The organism is Propionibacterium freudenreichii subsp. freudenreichii (assembly GCF_000940845.1).
GTDB lineage: Bacteria > Actinomycetota > Actinomycetes > Propionibacteriales > Propionibacteriaceae > Propionibacterium > Propionibacterium freudenreichii.
Genome location: NZ_CP010341.1, coordinates 162,213 through 180,642, shown reverse-complemented (window position 1 = coordinate 180,642; position 18,430 = coordinate 162,213). Strand labels below are relative to the sequence as shown.

Here is an 18,430-nt window from a genome sequence, read left to right as displayed (position 1 = left end):
CCGGGCCGCAGGGCCTCAGCCCTTGGGCGTGAAGACCTCGCGTCCACCCAGGTAGGGACGTAGCACCTCGGGGATCACCACGGAACCATCAACCTGCTGGTAGTTCTCGAGGATCATCACGATCATGCGGGTCATCGCGCACAGCGTGCCGTTGAGCGTCGCCAGGGGCGTCACCTGCTTGCCATCGCGCATGCGGATGTTGAGCCGGCGCGCCTGGAACTCGGTGCAGTTCGAGGTGGACGTGATCTCGCGGTACTTGTCCTGCGAGGGCACCCAGCCGTAGCAGTCGTACTTGCGCGCGGCCGACAGCCCCAGGTCGCCGGAGGCGACGTCGAGCACCTCGAACGGGATGCCGAGTGCGCTGATGAACTCCTTCTCGTGGGCCAGCAGCCGCTCGTGCTCGGCCACCGCGTCCTCGGGACGGCAGTAGGTGAACATCTCGAACTTGTCGAACCAGTGCACCCGGAAGATGCCGCGGGTGTCCTTGCCGTAGCTGCCGGCCTCGCGACGATAGGCCGGGCTGAATCCGGCGTAGCGCAGCGGCAGTTCCTTGGAATCGAGGATCTCGTCGGAGTGGTAGGCGGCCAGCGGCACCTCGGCGGTGCCGACCAGGTATTGGTTGTCGCGTTCGAGGTAGTAGACGTCGTCGGCGGCCTGGCCGAGGAATCCGGTGCCCTCCATGGCGGCCGGGTTCACCAGCGCCGGCGGGATCATCGGGGTGAGGCCCCATTCCAGCGCCTTGTGCAGCGCGAACTGGATCAGGGCGAACTCGAGCATCGCGCCCGGGCCCTTGAGGTAGTAGAAGCGGCTGCCCGACACCTTGGCGCCGCGCTCCATGTCGATGGCGTCGAGCATCTCGCCGAGCTCGAGGTGGTCGCGGATCGTGATGCCCTCGCCGGCGAAGTCGCGCGGCGTGCCCTCGGTGTCGATGACGAACAGGTCGTCCTCGCCGCCCTCCGGCACGTCCTCGAAGACGATGTTGCCGAACTGCTTGACCACCTCGGTGTAGTGCTCATCGGCCTCGTGGGCCGACGCGTCCAGCTCGCGCACCTTCGCGGCCAGCTCCTTGGTGCGCGACAGCAGCGCATTGCGCTCGTCGCCGGAGGCCTTGGCGATCAACGCGCCCAGCGACTTCTGCTCGGCGCGGGCCTGCTCGAAGGCGCTGATCGACGAGCGGCGCGCCTCGTCTGCCGCCAGGGCCTGGTCAACAAGCTCGACGGACTCGCCCCGGGCCCGCTGGGAACGGCGGACGCGGTCAGGATCGGTGCGCAACAATTTCGGGTCGATCATGGGCTCAAGGTTAGCGTTCGCAGCGCCCGGCCAGCGCCCCCGTCTGCGCGCGTACCGCGATCCGGTGGGGCGCGTGGACGTGCCCGGGCCGCCACGAGCTGCCGGTGCCGGATGTGCCCGGGTTGCATGCTCTGGGAGAATCGCGATGTGACCACCCGACCGTTCAGCCGCTTCACTGCGTGGGCGACTGCGGTCTTCACCGCCTGCTTCCTGGCCTGGACGCGCCTGACGCTGCGCACCCAGGTGTTCGCGGGGCTGGACGCCTCGAGCAATGTGCCGCGCCTGGTGCGTGACTCCCCGGTGGCCCAGGTGGCGTCCGCATTCGCGATCGTGGCGCATCCGGCGGTGATGTGCCTGCTGCTCGTGGTGATCGCCATCTGGGCGTGGCGACGTCGCCTGCGTCACCTGGCGGTCACCTCGCTGGTGTCGGGCGCGCTGACGATGCTGATCTGCCAGGCCATCAAGGCGTCGGTGAACCGGGCCCGGCCGCCCTCGCCGATGGCCGATGCGATCACCTACCAGGGGTCGTCGTATCCGAGCCTGCACATGGCGATGGCCACCGCCACCGCCGCCGTGGTCGTGGGCGTCACCACCACGACGCGCCAGCCGCGCTGGGCCGTGGTGCTGTGGCGCCTGGTCGGCTTCGCCTTCGTGGTGGCGATGGGCTTCGACCGCTGGCTGATGAACGCCCACCACTTCACCGACATCATCGCGGGCGTCCTGCTGGGTGCGGCCGTGGTGAGCGCCGTCATGCTGTTCGCCCGGGTGCGCATGCTGCCGCTGATCGTCCCGCGGCATCCGGCCAACGCGGTGCGTCCCCGCGGCGGCCTGTGCGCGGTGATCTACAACCCGGCCAAGATGCGCGACGAGATGGTGTTCCGCCGCCAGCTGGTCAGCGAGCTGGCCGGGGCGCACTGGGAGATCCCGTTGTGGCTGCCCACCACCATCGCCCAACCCGGCGCGGCACAGGCGCGGGAGGCGATCGCCCGGGGGGCCGACCTGGTGGTGGCCGCCGGCGGCGACGGCACCGTGCGCGAGGTGTCGGGCGCGCTGGCAGGCAGCGGCATTCCGATGGGCATCGTGCCCTCGGGCACCGCCAACCTGCTGGCCAAGAACGTGGGCATCCCGATTGACATGGAGGATGCCATCTCGGTGGCCGTGGGTGGCGAGCCGACGCCGCTCGACCTGGTGCGGATGGTCGTCGATGCGCAGGCTGACAAGCCCCTTTACTTTGCGGTGATGGCCGGCATCGGCTTCGACGCGCGCCTGATGCAGCGCACCAATGAGTCGCTGAAGAAGGCGCTGGGTGCGGCTGCCTATGTGTTCTCGGCGATGCCCGAGCTGTTCACCAAGCCGCACCGGGTGGAGATCAGCGTGGACGGCTCGAAGCAGACCAGGCGCAATGCGGTGCTCACCGTGATGGGCAATGTGCCCTCGATCGGTGGCGGGGTGGAGCTCATGCCCGACGCCGACCCCACCGACGGGCGCATGGAGATGGTGGTGGGTTCCCCGGTGGGCCTGTCGGCGTGGGCGCGTGCGACCGCGCAGGTGCTCACCCGGATGGGTGCCGACCCGACGCTGGAGCAGTACGCGGGCGTCGCGATGAGCGTCGAGGTGGACGAGCCGATGCCCTACGAGTTGGACGGCGACCTGGTGGGGTCGGGGTCGCTGTTCGAGGCGGAGGTGGATCCGGGCGCGTTGATGATCATGTTGCCGCCCAGGCCCTCCAGCCAGGCGCCGGCGGCGCGGTAGTCGGAGTCCTTGGCGCCCACCGGGACATTGGGCAGCTGCTGGTCGGCGCGGGCATAGCTGCCCAGGAAGATCACGTCCTTGCAGACCCGCTTGAGGCCCATCAGGGCGGCCGCGACGCGGAAGTCGTCGAGGTGTCCCTCGGCGTCCATGTTGAAGCAGTAGTTGCCCAGGGTGGTCTTGGTGGGACGCGACTCGATGCGGCACAGGTTCACCCCGCGCACCGCGAACTGCTGCAGGATGCTGAGCAGCGCGCCGGGCTCGTCATGGCGCATATAGGCCACCAGCGTGGTCTTGTCGGCGCCGGTGGCCAGTGCCGGGCGGCCGGGGCGTCCCACCAGCACGAAGCGGGTGACGGCGGCGTCGTTGTCGGCGATGTCGGTGGCCAGCGGCACGAGCCCGTAGAGGCGTCCGGCGATGGGGGCGCAGACGGCTGCGTCGAAACCCGAATCGGGGTCGGAGACCGCCTGGGCGGCAGCTGCCGTGGAGCCGCGTTCGATCACCTCGGCTTCGGGCAGGTGCAGGCTCAGCCAGTCACGCACCTGCGCGGCCGCGTGCGGATGGGTGATGATGCGGTGCACCTGGTCGAGGGTGGTGCCGGGGCGGGCGCACAGGTCGAAGGTGACCTCCACGAGCACCTCCTGCATGATCTGCAGGCGCGGCGCGTCGAGGCTGCCCAGGTTGTCGATGGTTGCCGAGACCGAGCCCTCCACCGAGTTCTCGATGGGCACCATGGCGGCGTCGATCTCCTCGGCGCGCACCGCATCGAGTGCGGCGGCCACGGTGCTGAAGGGCGTCGCCTCGTCCTCGCTCACGCTGAGCAGGGCCTGATGCGTGAAGGTGCCCTCCGGGCCGAAATATCCGAGCATGGGCACGAGCCTACGGTCACCTGGCAAGGCGCGGAAAGCCGAGGGGTGACGGCGGGGGGTGGGGCGCGGCGCGGGGTTCGATTGCACAGCTTCAGCCGGGCAGCTTCGGTTGGGCACAGCTTCGGTTGGGCACTGGGGGCCGGGGTGGGGTAGCCCCCAGTGCCGCCGATCGCCCCTGCGTCTGCCGCGCTGGTGGGGCACGTTGAATACTGCAGGGGCGATGGAACTGGTCCTGTCGTCACGTCGTCGCGTCACATCATTGCGTCCACGTCAGCGCGTCAGATCAGGGCGTCGCACCGGACGGGGTGGGTGGTCTCGGGGGCCCGTCCGGCTGATACGAACACTAGGCGGCATAGGGCCGGATTGCGCGTCGCGGGCGCAACTGGCGCTATCGGTGACGCAGGGCCTTGCCCCGACCCGACCCGGTGTTTTCTGGGCACGGATGGCACGCGGTGGCTTTCGAGGGTTGAATTGAGCCATGTCCCAGCCCATGCCGCCCGATTCGTCCGGTCAGAACGATCCCGAGGGCTGGGTGCGCGATCCGACGGCACCGGGTGGCTGGGCGCCCATCAGGGGCTATCAGCCCCGCCCGGGCGGACATCCCGGCCAGGGGCAGTACGGCAGGCAGGGTGCGGCGCCCGATCAGGGGCAGTACCCGGGTGCGCGGCCCGGCCAGGGGCAATACCAGGCCCCGCCGCCGTTGCAGGCCCGCCAGCCGATGCCTCCCCAGCATCCGCAGGCCCCGATGCCGCAGCAACGTCCGCAGGCGCCCATGCCCCAGCAGCCCCAGGGCCGGCCGCAACAGCCACCGCGCTACTCCGACGAGGCGCGTAACGATGCCCGGGCGAGCCTGGAGGCCTTCGGCGAGATGGGGCCCCAGTACTCCGACGCCGTGATCGATTCGTTCCTGGCGCGCGTCGACTCCCAGCTGGGCGCGCAGCACCAGCAGAACGCCGAGATCGAGAAGCGGAAGGCGAAGCAGGAGGACAAGCGTCGCAGCGGCCGCACCGCCGCCCTCTCGATCTCGCTGGGCATCGCCATCCCGCTCACCGCCATCGCGTCCGATTACGGGTTGGTCGGCATGGCCATGGCTTGGGTGGGCGTGCTCCTCGTGGCCTTCATCACCACCGGTTTCAAGTGGGGACGCGACGACAAGTAGTTCCGTCGGTCGACCGGCGATCCGTCATCGGGTCGACGCGCCGTGTCGATTTCCGGTTGTGTGCCCCCGCAACCCGCGCAAGCTCCACTAAGTGGACACCTGTGCGGCGTCATTCCCGCACAACTGCCCACCTAGGGGGAAAAGCCGGTCACCACCCAGGCGAAGCCGGCACCGACGGGTGTCCACACGGAACCCCCACCAGCAACACACCCAGCAACACATAAGGGGTCGGGAAAAGCACCATGGACGGTGCATTTGTCGACCCCTTATGCGGGATGCCCCGCGTCGGCCACCTACAGCGACGGGGAATAGGGCCGGAACTGGCTACCCCACCAATGACGCCATTCGGCGGTCGCCACGAACGGGGCCAGGTGCATCGCGCGGCTGCCGATCACCACGCGGGTGACCGGCGAGATGCCCTGCACCGAATTGAGGAACCACACGCCCTGCCCCGAGCCCCAGTCGTCGGTGCGGGCGTTGGCGCGCACCACCTGCATGCCCAGCGACGCGGCCCGACGCGCCACCATCGTCTCGGTAACCCCCGGTAGCACGCGTTCACGGTGGGCCGGGAGCACGATCTTGCCCTCGTACCACCACACGAGCGAGCCGGTGGACGCCTCCAGCACGGTGCGGTTCGGGTCGGCCAGGATCGCGTCGTCGCAGCCGCGTGAGGCCGCGACGCCCCGCAGCTTGCCGAGGCGCTCGATGTCGGGGCCCTTGACGGTGGGGTGCAGGCGCGGGTCGGTCAGGCCGGTCCACAGCAGGGTGGTGTCGTCGCGCATCGGCGGGCAGGCGCGGATGCGCAGCACGAAGACGGGCCCGGCGTGGCCGCCGATCATCTCCCAGCCGATGCGCGGGAACAGGTCCTGTCCCGTTTCGAGGCCGGCGTCGCGGTGGGTGTCATGGTGGGCCGTCAGGATTGCGGCGATCATGGCGCGCCGCATCGACGCCCATTCGCGGGCGCTGGGGATGGGCAACCCGGCGTCGAGCGCCCAGCGCGCCACGCCCGCCTCGAAGCGCAGGCAGTGCAGGTCGAAATGGGCGGCGGCGCCGTGGCTGCTGCGCCAGGAATCGGCTGCCAGGATGTCGAGGGCCGGCTCGATGGCGCGCACGTCGTCGACGAAGGCCTCGCCGTTCCACACCAGCGCTCGCGGGGTGAAAGGCCGCCTGACTACGCCCGATAGTTCCGCTCCACCCGGCGTCAGGGGGCCGTCGGACGCGTCATCGGCGGGCTGGGACTCAGTCATCGGGCTCGCCTCCTTGATGGTCTGCGGCATGGGCGTCGCGTGCCGCGCGGTGGACGCCGGTGTCATCATGCCCCGCGCCCGGCGCACTGTTCGCGTCGTGGGTGCTGGATCCACCGTACGGCGCTGGGCGTCCGGCCGGGGTGCCCGCACGGCGCAGGGCGCTCAGCAGGGCGGCGGCCTTGAGCTCCTTCTCGTCGAACTCGGCAGGTGCCTGCGAGTCCAACACGATCGCCCCGCCGGCACCAATGCTCAGACGGTCATGGTTGCGCACGATGGTGCGGATCACGATCGACAGCTCGGCGCGGCGTCCGTAACCCAGGTAGCCGAGCGCGCCGGAGTAGATGCCGCGGGGGCCGGGTTCGAGCGCGTCGATGATCTGCAGGGTGCGTTGCTTGGGGGCGCCGGTCATCGAGCCGCCGGGGAAGGTGGCGCGCAGCAGCCCCACCAGGTCGACGTCGTCGCGCAGCATGCCCTGCACGGTGGTGACGAGCTGGTGCACGGTGGCGTAGCTCTCCACCTGCATGAGGGCCGGCACGCGGATCGAGCCGGTGACGCACACCCGCCCCAGGTCGTTGCGCAGCAGGTCGGCGATCATGAGGTTCTCGGCCCGCGACTTCGGGTCGGTGGCCAATTCGGCGGCGAGGCGCTGATCCTCGGCCGGGTCGGCTGACCTGGGGGCGGTGCCCTTGATGGGCTTGGACGACACCAGGCCGTCGTCGCGCACCTTGAGGAACTGTTCGGGTGAGGCGGACAACACCTCGAGGTGGTCGCCGAAGGTGTCGAAGCGCAGGTAGGCGGCGTAGGGCGCCGGGTTGATGCGGCGCAGGACGCCGTAGAGGTCCAGGGCATCGATGCCGGCCGGATAGGGCCCCTCGAAGGTGTCGGTGAGGCAGACCTCGTAGGAGTCGCCCGCGCGCAAGAAGTCCTGGGCGCGGCGCACGTGTTCCTCGTAGTCAGCGCGGGTAAGGCGCCATGATCCGGCCACGCGGGGAGGCGTGGCGGTGGGCGCGGTGGGGGTCGGCGCAGCGCGTGATGGCACGGGGCTCGATGGCGTCGTCCCGGCACGGCTGAGGACGTCCTCCAGACGCCCGAACCAGCGCGCTGCCGCGTCGTCGTCGCCCTCGGCGGTGAGCACGAGCAGGTGTGCCACGTTGATGGCGTGATCGATCACGATGGACGCCTGGGGACGCAGCCAATAGCCCTCGGGGGTCGGGGAATGGCGGGTGGGATCGTCGGGGAACACCAGCGCCTTGGCCTCATAGCCGAGGTATCCGATGTAGCCGCCGGCGAAGGGGATGCCCTCGGGGACCTCACCGATGGGCCGCGCCGCAAGCCGTTCGGCCAACACGTCGAGGATGTCCCCGTCGAGCGTCTGGCTGACCCGTCCGGCACCGTGGCCGCGTTGCAGGCGGGTGTGGCCGGCGTCGTCGTGACGGCAGTAGCGCAGCACCTCCGACAAGTCACCGGCGTCGGTGCCGAGCAGGGAGAAGCGTCCCCGCTCGGACGTCGTGCCAGCCGGTCGGGGTCCGACATGCTGCGCAACCGCGGACTGCGCAACCGCGGACTGCGCGCCCACCGACTGTGCACTGTCGAGCCAGAACGCGGCGTTCGCACCGTCCGACAGCCGCCGGAAGAGCGCCTCGACGTCCCACGGTGATGTCCCAGGAGCCGGGCGCACTGAGCGGACATGCAGTTGCAGCCGGGGGCCGTGCTTGCTGTGCACCATGGTCAAGGTCGTCCACCTCTGGTCGTGGATACGGCCGCCGGAGCCGCGCACGAATCCGGGCACATCATGCCACGGTGCGCCACGGTGGCCCCGGCGGCCCGATCTGAGGGCCGATCCGCCGGCAATTCTTGGCCCCTTGAGCATCTGAGACGCAAGCCCCGGCACCACGAGGCACGCCTACCATCGGTGCATAACGGACGGGTTACAAGTCCCAGAGGTTCAGTCAAGGGGAGATTATGAAGTATGCAGTGATCGGCGCCGGCGCAATGGGATACCGGTATGGCGTCCTGCTCCAGGAAAATGCTGGCGTGGATGTCGACTTCGTCGATACCTGGGAGCCGAACCTTGCGAAGGTTGCCGAACAGGGCGGGGTTTATGTCTCGCGCGACCATGAGGGACGCCACCTCGTGCCGATCAACCTTTATAGCCCCGAGGATTACAAGGGCAATCCTGATGTCTGGATCATCTTCGTGAAGCAGATGCAGCTCGAAGGGGTGCTCGAGCGGTGCGCACACCTGTTCAATGACAAGCAGGTTGTCTTCTCTGCCATGAATGGATATGGGCACTTCGAGAAGATCCAGAAATACTTCAGCGACGACCGCATCTACGGTGGCACGGCGATGATCGCCACCGTGCTCAACGGCCCCGGCGACGTGGACTTCATCGGCAAGTCTGGCGCCGGCGAGATGCACATGTGTGCGTACACCGAGAAGGTCACCGACATCGAGAAGAAGATCGCCGAGGATTTCAAGGCCGCCAACCTGAACCCGATCATCACCGAGAACTTCATGGGCACCTGCATGGCCAAGGTGATCTTCAATTCCGTGGTCAACACGCTGTGCACCATGTATGAGATCACGATGGGCCAGTTCATCGAATTCGACGGCGCCATGGCAATGGCCAAGCAGCTGATCGACGAGGCCTATGACGTGTGCGATCGCGCCGGAATTCGCCTGATCGAAAGTCGACAGGACGAGCTGAAGTCAATTGACTATGTGAGCCGCGTCGGTAACCCGCTGCATTACCCGTCGATGTATCAGGACATGTCGAAGGGACGCCCCACCGAGGTCGACTACATCAATGGGTATATCGCCAAGCTCGGTCGCGAGAATGACTACCCGGCACAGACCCACGAATTCCTGACCCGCGGCGTGCACCTGGCCGAGCTGGCCTGGCACATCCACAAGGAAGAGGCCGAGAAGGTCGAGGCGGAGCAGGCCGCCTGAGCGATCAGGCCGGACCGTCCGCCGGTCAACTGCAACCGGAACACCTCGCGCGGCTGCAGTGGGCCCGGACACAACCAAGGGAGTCGGGAGCGCAACGCTCCCGGCTCCTTCACGTCCGGGCCCTCCTGCGCATGCGTCAAGCACATATGCGGGATCATTCCAGTAGTGGCCCCCACCACATCGCAGCAAGGAGTTGACGCATGCGCGCACTGGTTGTCAAGGAGTTCCAGGAGCTCGTCCGTGACCGGCGCACGCTGGCCATGTTGTTGCTGTTGCCGTTGTTGCTGCTCGTGATCTTCGGCTACGCGGCCAACTTTTCGGTGAGCAAGGTGTCGGTGACGGTGATCGGCCGCGACGCCCCCACCCTGGCCGACGATCTGTCCCGCTATCCGGTGGCCGGTCAGAACCTGGACATCAGCACCGCCGCGGGCGCCACTGACCCCGAGCAGCTGCTGCGTGAACGCCGCGCCGACGTGGTGGTGCAGGCCGTCGAGGAGTCGACCTCCGCGACACCCTCCAGCGCACCGATCAGCGAGCGCATGCACGTCTATGCCGACGGCTCGCGCCTGTTCGCCGCCCAGGCGGCGCAGCGGGCGTTCACCACGCTGGTTGCCCAGGACACCCAGCAGCACCTGGCCCAGATCCAGGCCGCGGCGGCAGCCGGTGCCCCCGCCGGCAGTTCGGCGCAGGGCAGTGCCGCGGTGGGAAGCGCCGCACAGGCCGCGTCCAATCCGGGCAGCGTGGTGACTGTGCTGTTCAACCCTGACCTGAAGACCTCGTGGGTGATGGTGCCCGGCCTGATCGGGTTGATCCTCACGTTTATCGGCACCGTGATCACCTCGATCGGCCTGGTGCGCGAGCGCGAGACCGGCACCCTGGAGCAGCTGGCGGTGGTGCCGCTGCGGTCGAGCTCGATCATCCTGGGCAAGATCATCCCCTATTTCCTGCTGGCGCTGTTCGACATGGTGCTCATCACCGCGGTGGGCGTGTGGCTGTTCGGGGTGCCGTTCCGCGGCAGCTTGTTGTTGTTCGCCGCGGCGGCGGTGATCTTCCTGTTCGTGGTGCTGGGCTTCGGAGTGTTGATCTCCACCGCCTCGCAGACCACCGGACAGGCAATCCAGCTCGCGATCATGACCGTGCTGCCGCAGGTGCTCCTGTCGGGCCTGATCTTCCCGCTCGACTCGATGGCAGCCGGGGTGCGGTGGATCGGCTACTGCCTGCCGCTCACCTGGTTCAACCAGATTGCGCAGGGCATCATGCTGCGCGACGCCCCGGCCGGCTCCCTGCTGTGGCCCTTCGTGATCCTGGCGGCGATGGCCGTGGTGTTCTTCGGCATCGCGACGTTGCAGATGCGCTTCTCGCTGACGCACGGGGGCGCGCGGGCATGATCACCCTTCGTGGCGCGTCGGTGCATTTCGGCGCACGGGCGGCGCTGGACGATTTCTCCGGCTCGTTCGCGCCGGGGCAGGTAACGGCCCTTGTCGGCGGTGATGGGGCCGGCAAGTCCACCCTGCTGCGGGTGCTGACCGGCCGGGTGGCGGCGACGCCGGCGCAATCGGGAGCGGTGACGCCACGCACCCAACTGGGCTATATGCCCGCCGACGCCGGGGTGTGGAACAACCTGTCGGTGGCGCAGAACATCGCCTTCGTGGCGAGGGTCTTCGCCATGTCGCCCGAGCAGACGAGCCAGCGCTCGCAGCTGCTGTTGGCCCGCGCCGGATTGGCGCAGGTGGGTGATCGGGAAGCCGGCAAGCTGTCGGGCGGGATGCGTCAGAAGCTGGGCTTCGTGTTGGCGACGCTCCACTCGCCGTCGGTGGTGTTGCTCGACGAGCCGACCACCGGCGTCGACCCGGTGAGCCGCGGCGAGATCTGGTCACTCATCGCGGGGGCGGCCGCCGAGGGGGCGACGGTGGTGTTCGCCACCACCTACCTGGACGAGGCCGAACGCTGCGACCAGTTGTTCCTGCTCGATCAGGGACGTCTGGTGACGTCGGGCACCCCCGACGAGGTGATCGCGTCCTGCCCCGGCACGGTGTGGCAGGCGCCTGCCAGTGCGACCGGCGCGGCCGACGATGTCCCCCGGGCCACGAGTTGGCGTCGCGGCGACCAGCTGTTCGCCTGGACTCCGTCGGGCCGGGAGGCACCGGCCGGGTTCGCCGCGTCGGTGCCCGACCTGGAGAACACGTCGATTGCGCTGCTGCTGGCCGGCGGGGCGACGCTGGGTGCCGACAGCCTCGACGATGCCGCCACGGCGCCGGGCCATCCACGAGCCTCGGATGCGCCGGTGGTGTTGGCGTCGCGCGTGACGAAGACCTTCGGCGACTTCACGGCGCTGCACGATGTGTCGCTGGCGGTGCATCCCGGCGAGATCGTCGGGCTGTTGGGCGGCAACGGGGCCGGCAAGACCACGCTCATGCGGTGCGTGCTGGGCCTGGAGCAGGTGGCGTCGGGCCGGGTGTTGTTGTTCGGGCAGGTGCCGTCCATCGCGGTGCGTCGACGGCTGGGTTATGTGGCGCAGGGGCTGGGCCTGTATCCGACGTTGAGTGCCACCGAGAACCTGCGCTTCACGGCGCGGGTGTTCGGTGCGCGCAGCGGTGGTCGGGAGTTCAGTGCGGCGCGCGGGGCGCGGGACGGTGTCCGGCTCGGTGAGCGGGCCCTTGCCTATGCGCATGACCTGGGACGCGGCCCGGTGGGCGCGTTGCCGCTGGGGGCGCGTCGCATGTTGGCCTATCTGTGTGCGATCGAGCATGACCCCGAGCTGTTGATCCTTGACGAGCCGACGTCGGGCATGGACCCGCTGTCGCGTGCGCGGCTGTGGCGCGAGCTGCGCGAGGTCGCCGACCGTGGGGTGGGCATCCTGGTGAGCACGCATTACATGGCCGAGGCCGCGCAGTGTGACCGCCTGGAGATGTTGACCGCCGGACACGTGAGCGCGTCGGGTTCGGTGGCCGACATCACCGCCGGACGCCGGTCGCTCGTGGTGCACGCGCCGCAGTGGCAGCGCGCGTTCGCCCTGCTGCGCGACGCGGACCTGCCGGTGGCGCTTGACCGACGCATGCTGCGGGTGCCCGGGGCGTCCCGCGACGAGATCGCGCGCGTGCTCGATGGGTTGGCTGGCGGCTACTCGATCGCCGAGGCGGCGTCCACGCTGGAGGAGACGATGATGCTTGCCGAGCGGGGTGGGGACGCGGGCGGCAAGTGAGGGGCTGAGCGTGCTGCCCCGGAAATTGTCCGATCCAGCTGGGATACTTCACCCGTGACTGAGTCGACGAAGGAATCCGAACGTGCAGAGCTGCACAAGACCATCTGGCGCATCGCGAACGACCTGCGCGGCAGCGTCGATGGGTGGGACTTCAAGAGCTATGTGCTGGGCATGCTGTTCTACCGGTTCATCTCGGAGAACCTGACCGCCTATATCAACAAGGGCGAGCATGCGGCGGGCGACGTCGATTTCAACTACGCCGACCTCCCCGATTCCGATGCTGCGATGGCGTTGCGGGAGACGGTGGATGAGAAGGGCTTCTTCATCCTGCCCTCCGACCTTTTCGAGAACGTGCGCCGCGACGCCCCGCACAACCCGAACCTCAATGAGACGCTCGCCAATGCCTTCGCCAATATCGAGAATTCGGCGGCCGACACGTCGTCGGAGGGCGATCTGAAGGGCTTGTTCGATGACCTCGACGTGAACAGCAACCGGCTCGGCAACTCGGTGATGCAGCGCAATGAGAAGCTGGTGAAGCTGCTCGACGCGGTGGGTGATCTACCCCTGGGCAACTTCGGCGAGCACACGATTGACCTGTTCGGCGACGCCTACGAATACCTCATGACGATGTATGCCTCCAGCGCCGGCAAGTCGGGCGGGGAGTTCTACACACCCCAGGAGGTGTCCGAGCTGCTCACCCGCATCACGGTGGTCGGCAAGACCCACGTGAACAAGGTGTACGACCCCGCGTGCGGTTCGGGCTCGCTGCTGTTGAAGTTCGGGCAGGTGCTTGGGCAGGGTGGTGTACGCAAGGGCTACTTCGGGCAGGAGATCAACCTGTCCACCTACAACCTGTGCCGCATCAACATGTTCCTGCACGGCATCAACTACTCCGACTTCGACATCGCCCTGGGTGACACGCTCACCGAGCCGAAGCACTGGGACGAGGAGCCGTTCGAGGCGATCGTGTCGAATCCGCCCTATTCGATCCATTGGGCTGGTAACGACAATCCGACGCTCATCAATGATCCGCGGTTTTCCCCGGCCGGTGTGCTGGCACCCAAGTCGAAGGCCGACCTGGCCTTCACGATGCACATCCTCAGTTGGCTGGCCGTCAACGGCACGGCGGCGATCGTCGAGTTCCCCGGCGTGCTCTACCGCGGTGGCGCTGAACGCAAGATCCGCAAGTACCTGATCGACAACAACTTCGTCGACACGGTGATCCAGCTGCCCCCGGATCTGTTCTTCGGCACCACGATCGGCACCTGCATCATCGTGTTGAAGAAGTCGAAGCGTGACAACTCCGTGCTGTTCATTGACGGCTCGGCCGAGTTCGTGCGCCCCGGCAACAAGAACAAGCTTGATGACGCGAACCGCCAGAAGATCCTCGACGTCTTCACAGCACGGGAAGATGCCGACTATTTTGCCAAGCTGGTTCCTGCCTCAGAGATCGCCGACAACGACTACAACCTGTCGGTGTCGTCCTATGTGCAGCCCGAGGACACCACGGAGAAGATCGACATCACCGAGTTGAACGCCCGCATCGCCAAGATCGTGGCCCGGCAATTGGAGCTGCGCACCCAGATCGATGCGATCGTGGCCGACCTGGAGGACGCACAGTGAGCCGGGTTGAGGAGCTGGTCGAGCGGCTGTGTCCGGATGGAGTCCCGTTCCGCCCCCTAGGTGAAGTCACCCGAATCCGGAACGGCAAAGACTACAAACACTTGGGCATCGGTACCGTCCCGGTATTCGGCACCGGCGGCGTGATGGCGCATGTGGATACCGCGGCGTTCGCCGGACCGTCCGTCCTCATCCCCCGAAAGGGATCACTGAACAAGCTCTACTTTGTTGACACGCCTTTTTGGACCGTTGACACGATTTTTTACACCGAGATCGGCCCCGAACTGAATCCAAAATTCTTCTATTACTACCTGGCGACCCTTCATCTCGAAGAAATGAATCAAGCCGGGGGCGTCCCGAGTCTCACCCAGACCATCCTTAATAGAATTGGGATCCCTGTCCCCCCGCTCGTGGTGCAGCATGAGATCGTAAAGATTCTGGACACATTCACAGACTTGGAAGCGGAGCTGGAAGCGGAGCTGGAAGCGGAGCTGGAAGCTCGCCGCGCGCAGTACGAGTACTACCGCGACCAGTTACTGTCATTCAACGAGACCCCCCCCTCGCAGATCAGGTGGGTCACGTTGAATGATACGGGCATCTTTTACTCGGGACTGACCGGGAAGACCAAGAGCGACTTTGATCGAGGAGAGTCTCTCTTTATCCCCTATATGAATGTGTTCCAGAACCCGACAACTGACTTAACTGATACGCGCCACGTTTCCATCGGCCCAGATGAGCGCCAAAACAGAGTTCAACATGGCGATATTCTGTTCACCCTTTCCTCCGAGAACCTGAACGAATGCGCTACGTCATCGGTTATTCGGGGGCAACCTGAGGCCAATCTATTCCTTAATAGCTTCTGTTTTGGCCTGAGACCTTCCCATACTGACGGCCTGGACCTCCCCTATCTATCTCATGTCTTTCGCTCCCGAGCCTTCCGCAAGGAGATTCCTAAGGCTGCAGCGGGGGTGACTCGCTTTAACGTGTCCCGCACGAGATTCGGGAAATTGATGATCCCTATCCCTCCATTGGATAGACAACGCGCGATCGGACGCACTCTAGATTCCTTTGACACCCTCGTTAACGGCCTCACCTCGGGGCTCCCAGCCGAACTTAACGCACGTCGTCAGCAGTACGAGTACTACAGAGACAAGTTGCTTACCTTCAAGGAGCTGAAGTCATGACCGATTCCTATGCGGCTCCACGCTACGCACCGATCGCCGTCAGCAACGAACGCACCGTCGTTGCCCAATATGTTCCTGAGCCCTCCGACGATGATCAGGGCTATGAGAGCGAAGCTGCCCTTGAAGCACACTTCATCAAGCTCCTGCAGGAGCAGGCCTATGAATACTTGCCGATTCACAGCTCCGACGGGCTTGTCGCGAACCTGCGGGCGCAGCTCGAAGCACTCAACCAGGTCACCTTCAGCGACGACGAATGGGCCCGTTTCTTCGCCGAGTCAATTGCAGGAAGCCGCGACGGCATCGTTGAGAAGACCCGCCGCATCCAGCGCGAGCACATCCAGTTGCTGCACCGCGACGACGGCACCGACAAGAACATTCTCCTGCTCGACAAGGACCAGATCCACAACAATCGCCTGCAGGTGATCAACCAATACGCCACCGATTCGGGCGCGCGGTCCAACCGCTACGACGTCACCATCCTGGTGAACGGCCTGCCGATGGTGCAGGTGGAGCTCAAGCGCCGAGGCGTTGCCATCCGCGAGGCCTTCAACCAGATCAACCGTTACCAGCGCGACAGCTTCTGGGCCGACTCGGGCCTCTACGAATATGTGCAGCTATTCGTGATCAGCAATGGCACCTTCACCAAGTACTACTCCAACACCACCCGCGCCACTCACGTTGACCAGGCCGCGGGCTCCAGCCGGTCGCGCAGCCAGGTGTCCAACACCTTCGAATTCACCAGTTGGTGGGCCGACGCCACCAATAAGGCCATCACCGATCTGGTCGGATTCACGCGCACTTTCTTCTCCAGCCACACTTTGCTGGCGATTCTCACCCGCTACTGCGTCTTTGATTCTGACAACAAGCTGTTGGTGATGCGTCCGTACCAAATTGCGGCCACCGAGCGAATCCTCAACCGCATTGAGACCTCCACCAACGCACGCCAGGTGGGCACGGTCAGGGCTGGTGGGTATATCTGGCACACCACCGGATCGGGCAAGACGCTCACCAGCTTCAAGACGGCGCAGCTGGCCATCGATATGCCCACCATCGACAAGGTGCTGTTCGTGGTCGACCGCAAAGACCTCGACTACCAGACGATGGTCGAATATGAGCGCTTCCAGAAGGGCGCGGTGAACTCCAACGCATCGACCCGCGAGCTCAAGCGCCAACTCGACAATCCCACAGCCAAGATCATCATCACCACCATCCAGAAGCTCTCGCGCTACATCGGAAAGAACCCTGACAGCCGCGTCTACGACGGCCACACGGTGATCATCTTCGACGAATGCCACCGAAGCCAGTTCGGCGCCATGCACGAGGCGATCACCAAGACCTTCCGCAATTACCACATCTTCGGATTCACCGGCACGCCGATCTTTGCCCAGAACTCAAGCTCTGCCGGGTCGCCAGCAATGCGCAGCACCGAGCAGATCTTTGGCGACCGGCTGCACCTCTACACGGTCGTCAACGCCATCGACGACCGGAATGTGCTGCCCTTCCACGTGGACTATGTCGACACGATCAAGGTGAAGGCCGGGATCGTCGATGAGCAGGTGGCAGGCATCAACAGCGAGGCCGCGCTGCTCAATCCGAAGCGGATCAATGGGGTGGTCGACTATGTGCTGAGCCACTTCGACCAGAAGACCAAGCGCCAGCAGTCTTATTCGCTTAAGGAACGGCGGGTCCGGGGATTCAACTCGCTGTTTGCCACGGCCTCGATCGAAGCCGCCAAGCGCTACTACGCGGCCTTCAAGGCGCGCCGGGCCGAGCTGCCTGCCACCAGCGAGCCGCTGAAGATCGCACTGCTCTACAGCTTCGCTCCCAACGAGGCCCAGCCCGACGGCTTGCTCGGTGAAGAGGACTTCGAGACCGGAAGCCTGGACCAGTCGTCGCGCGACTTCCTCGACGATGCCATCGCCGACTACAACGCGATGTTCGCCACCAGCTACGACACCAGTCCCCAGCAGTTCGGTGACTACTACAAGGACGTCACGCGGCGGTTGAAGAACCGTGAGCTCGATATGGCGATCGTGGTGAATATGCTGCTCACCGGCTTCGACGCCAAAACGCTCAACACCCTGTGGGTAGACAAGAACCTGCGCCAGCACGGCCTTATCCAAGCCTTCTCCCGGACCAACCGCATCCTCAACTCGGTGAAGGCCTTCGGCAACGTCGTCTGCTTCCGTGACCTCCAAGATGAGACCGACGAGGCATTGAGGCTCTTCGGCGATGAGGATGCTGGCGGCGTGGTGCTGCTGATGCCGTTCGGGCATTACTACGCGCAATATCAGGAGATCACGCACGACCTGCTGACCCAGTTCCCGAACGGGGAACCGATCATCGGGGAAGACGCCAAGAAGGAGTTCATCAGGCAGTTTGGTGCGCTCCTGCGCACGATCAACATCCTCAGCGTGTTCGATGAGTTCGAGGGACAGGAACTGCTGACCCAACGTGAGATGGCTGACTACCAGAGCCGCTATCTCACGCTGCGCGACGAGTTCGTGAGTCATCTTGACGCCGAGAAGGAATCGATTGACGACGACGTGGTCTTCGAGATCGAACTCGTGCGCCAGGTGGAGGTGAATGTTGACTACATCCTCATGCTGGCCCAGCAGTACCTCGAGGTGAAGGACGGGCCGCGCGACAAGGAGATCAACGAAATCCGCGCCAAGATAAACCGGGATGCCAGCGCCAGCCCCACCCTGCGTAACAAGCTCGACCTGATCAACGCCTTCGTTGACTCCCTCAATGTCGACTCCCACGTCGGCCAGGAATGGCGCGAATTCGTCGAAGGCCACCGCGACGCTGAACTCGAAGAGATCATCGCCGAGGAGAGACTCAGGCCAGAACCCACGCGGCGTTTCATGCATGACGCCTTCATCGATGGGGCAATCACCACAACGGGCACTGCGGTCACGCGCATCCTGCCGCCCGCCTCACGGTTCTCGAAGACCAACAACCACGAGCAGCTGAAGGATCGAGTGCTGGCCAAGCTGCAGGCATTCTTCGACCGTTATGCCGGATTGTTGAAGGACGTGCGGGACTGGGACTAAGGCGGGGCCGCGCCACCGGCTACAACGGGAGCTGACCCGGTTATCGTCCATGCGTTCGATATAATCGGTGGCGTCGGCATACTGCTAGGAGATCGAAATGGC

11 protein-coding genes and 1 pseudogene are annotated in these 18,430 nt (G+C 65.8%); 8 read left to right on the top strand and 4 right to left on the bottom strand.

From position 1 onward, the window contains the following. Positions 1-15: 15 nt before the first annotated feature. The gene (serS, locus tag RM25_RS00710; protein WP_013160063.1) at positions 16-1,290 is read right to left on the bottom strand and encodes a serine--tRNA ligase; all 1,275 of its coding nucleotides are present in this window, start codon (positions 1,288-1,290) and stop codon (positions 16-18) included. Between the two features lie 111 nt (positions 1,291-1,401). Here serS and RM25_RS00705 point away from each other — a divergent pair. Then, positions 1,402-2,949 (top strand): annotated as a pseudogene (locus tag RM25_RS00705) (bifunctional phosphatase PAP2/diacylglycerol kinase family protein); the annotation flags it as partial. Here RM25_RS00705 and pheA read toward each other — a convergent pair. Beyond that, a complete protein-coding gene (pheA, locus tag RM25_RS13080) occupies positions 2,922-3,908 on the bottom strand; it encodes a prephenate dehydratase (protein ID WP_013160061.1) in 987 nt (328 codons plus the stop codon). The pseudogene RM25_RS00705 and the gene pheA overlap by 28 nt on opposite strands. Positions 3,909-4,386: 478 nt before the next feature. Between pheA and RM25_RS11670 the strand changes: the two genes are divergently transcribed. Further along, positions 4,387-5,067, top strand: a complete 681-nt coding sequence (locus RM25_RS11670; protein ID WP_052809053.1) for a hypothetical protein — start codon at positions 4,387-4,389, stop codon at positions 5,065-5,067. A 293-nt stretch (positions 5,068-5,360) separates the two neighbouring features. On the opposite strand, the gene RM25_RS11665 is transcribed toward RM25_RS11670, so the two are convergent. Both RM25_RS11665 and RM25_RS00685 read right to left on the bottom strand, forming a co-directional pair. Next, complete coding sequence (locus RM25_RS11665) at positions 5,361-6,314, bottom strand: aminotransferase class IV (protein ID WP_157761606.1); 954 nt, start codon at positions 6,312-6,314, stop codon at positions 5,361-5,363. After that, entirely contained in the window at positions 6,307-8,040 is a 1,734-nt protein-coding gene (locus RM25_RS00685; protein WP_158487029.1) for an anthranilate synthase component I family protein, read from the bottom strand. The genes RM25_RS11665 and RM25_RS00685 overlap by 8 nt, the downstream gene beginning before the upstream one ends. Positions 8,041-8,276: 236 nt before the next feature. Between RM25_RS00685 and RM25_RS00680 the strand changes: the two genes are divergently transcribed. From RM25_RS00680 to RM25_RS00655, 6 genes are all read left to right on the top strand, one after another. Then, the gene (locus RM25_RS00680) at positions 8,277-9,266 is read left to right on the top strand and encodes a ketopantoate reductase family protein (protein WP_044635875.1); all 990 of its coding nucleotides are present in this window, start codon (positions 8,277-8,279) and stop codon (positions 9,264-9,266) included. A gap of 200 nt (positions 9,267-9,466) precedes the next feature. Further along, positions 9,467-10,654 (top strand): ABC transporter permease, encoded by a 1,188-nt coding sequence (locus RM25_RS00675; RefSeq protein WP_044635874.1) that lies wholly within the window; start codon positions 9,467-9,469, stop codon positions 10,652-10,654. Beyond that, a complete protein-coding gene (locus RM25_RS00670; RefSeq protein ID WP_044635873.1) occupies positions 10,651-12,468 on the top strand; it encodes an ATP-binding cassette domain-containing protein in 1,818 nt (605 codons plus the stop codon). The genes RM25_RS00675 and RM25_RS00670 overlap by 4 nt, the downstream gene beginning before the upstream one ends. A 54-nt stretch (positions 12,469-12,522) precedes the next feature. Continuing rightward, the gene (locus RM25_RS00665) at positions 12,523-14,091 is read left to right on the top strand and encodes a type I restriction-modification system subunit M (RefSeq protein ID WP_044635872.1); all 1,569 of its coding nucleotides are present in this window, start codon (positions 12,523-12,525) and stop codon (positions 14,089-14,091) included. Next, positions 14,088-15,272 carry a restriction endonuclease subunit S gene (locus RM25_RS00660; protein WP_052809051.1) on the top strand — a complete coding sequence of 395 codons (1,185 nt, stop codon included), beginning with the start codon at positions 14,088-14,090 and terminating at the stop codon, positions 15,270-15,272. The genes RM25_RS00665 and RM25_RS00660 overlap by 4 nt, the downstream gene beginning before the upstream one ends. Continuing rightward, positions 15,269-18,328 carry a type I restriction endonuclease subunit R gene (locus tag RM25_RS00655; protein ID WP_044635871.1) on the top strand — a complete coding sequence of 1,020 codons (3,060 nt, stop codon included), beginning with the start codon at positions 15,269-15,271 and terminating at the stop codon, positions 18,326-18,328. Before RM25_RS00660 ends, RM25_RS00655 begins: the two co-directional genes overlap by 4 nt. The last annotated feature ends 102 nt before the right edge of the window (positions 18,329-18,430 follow it).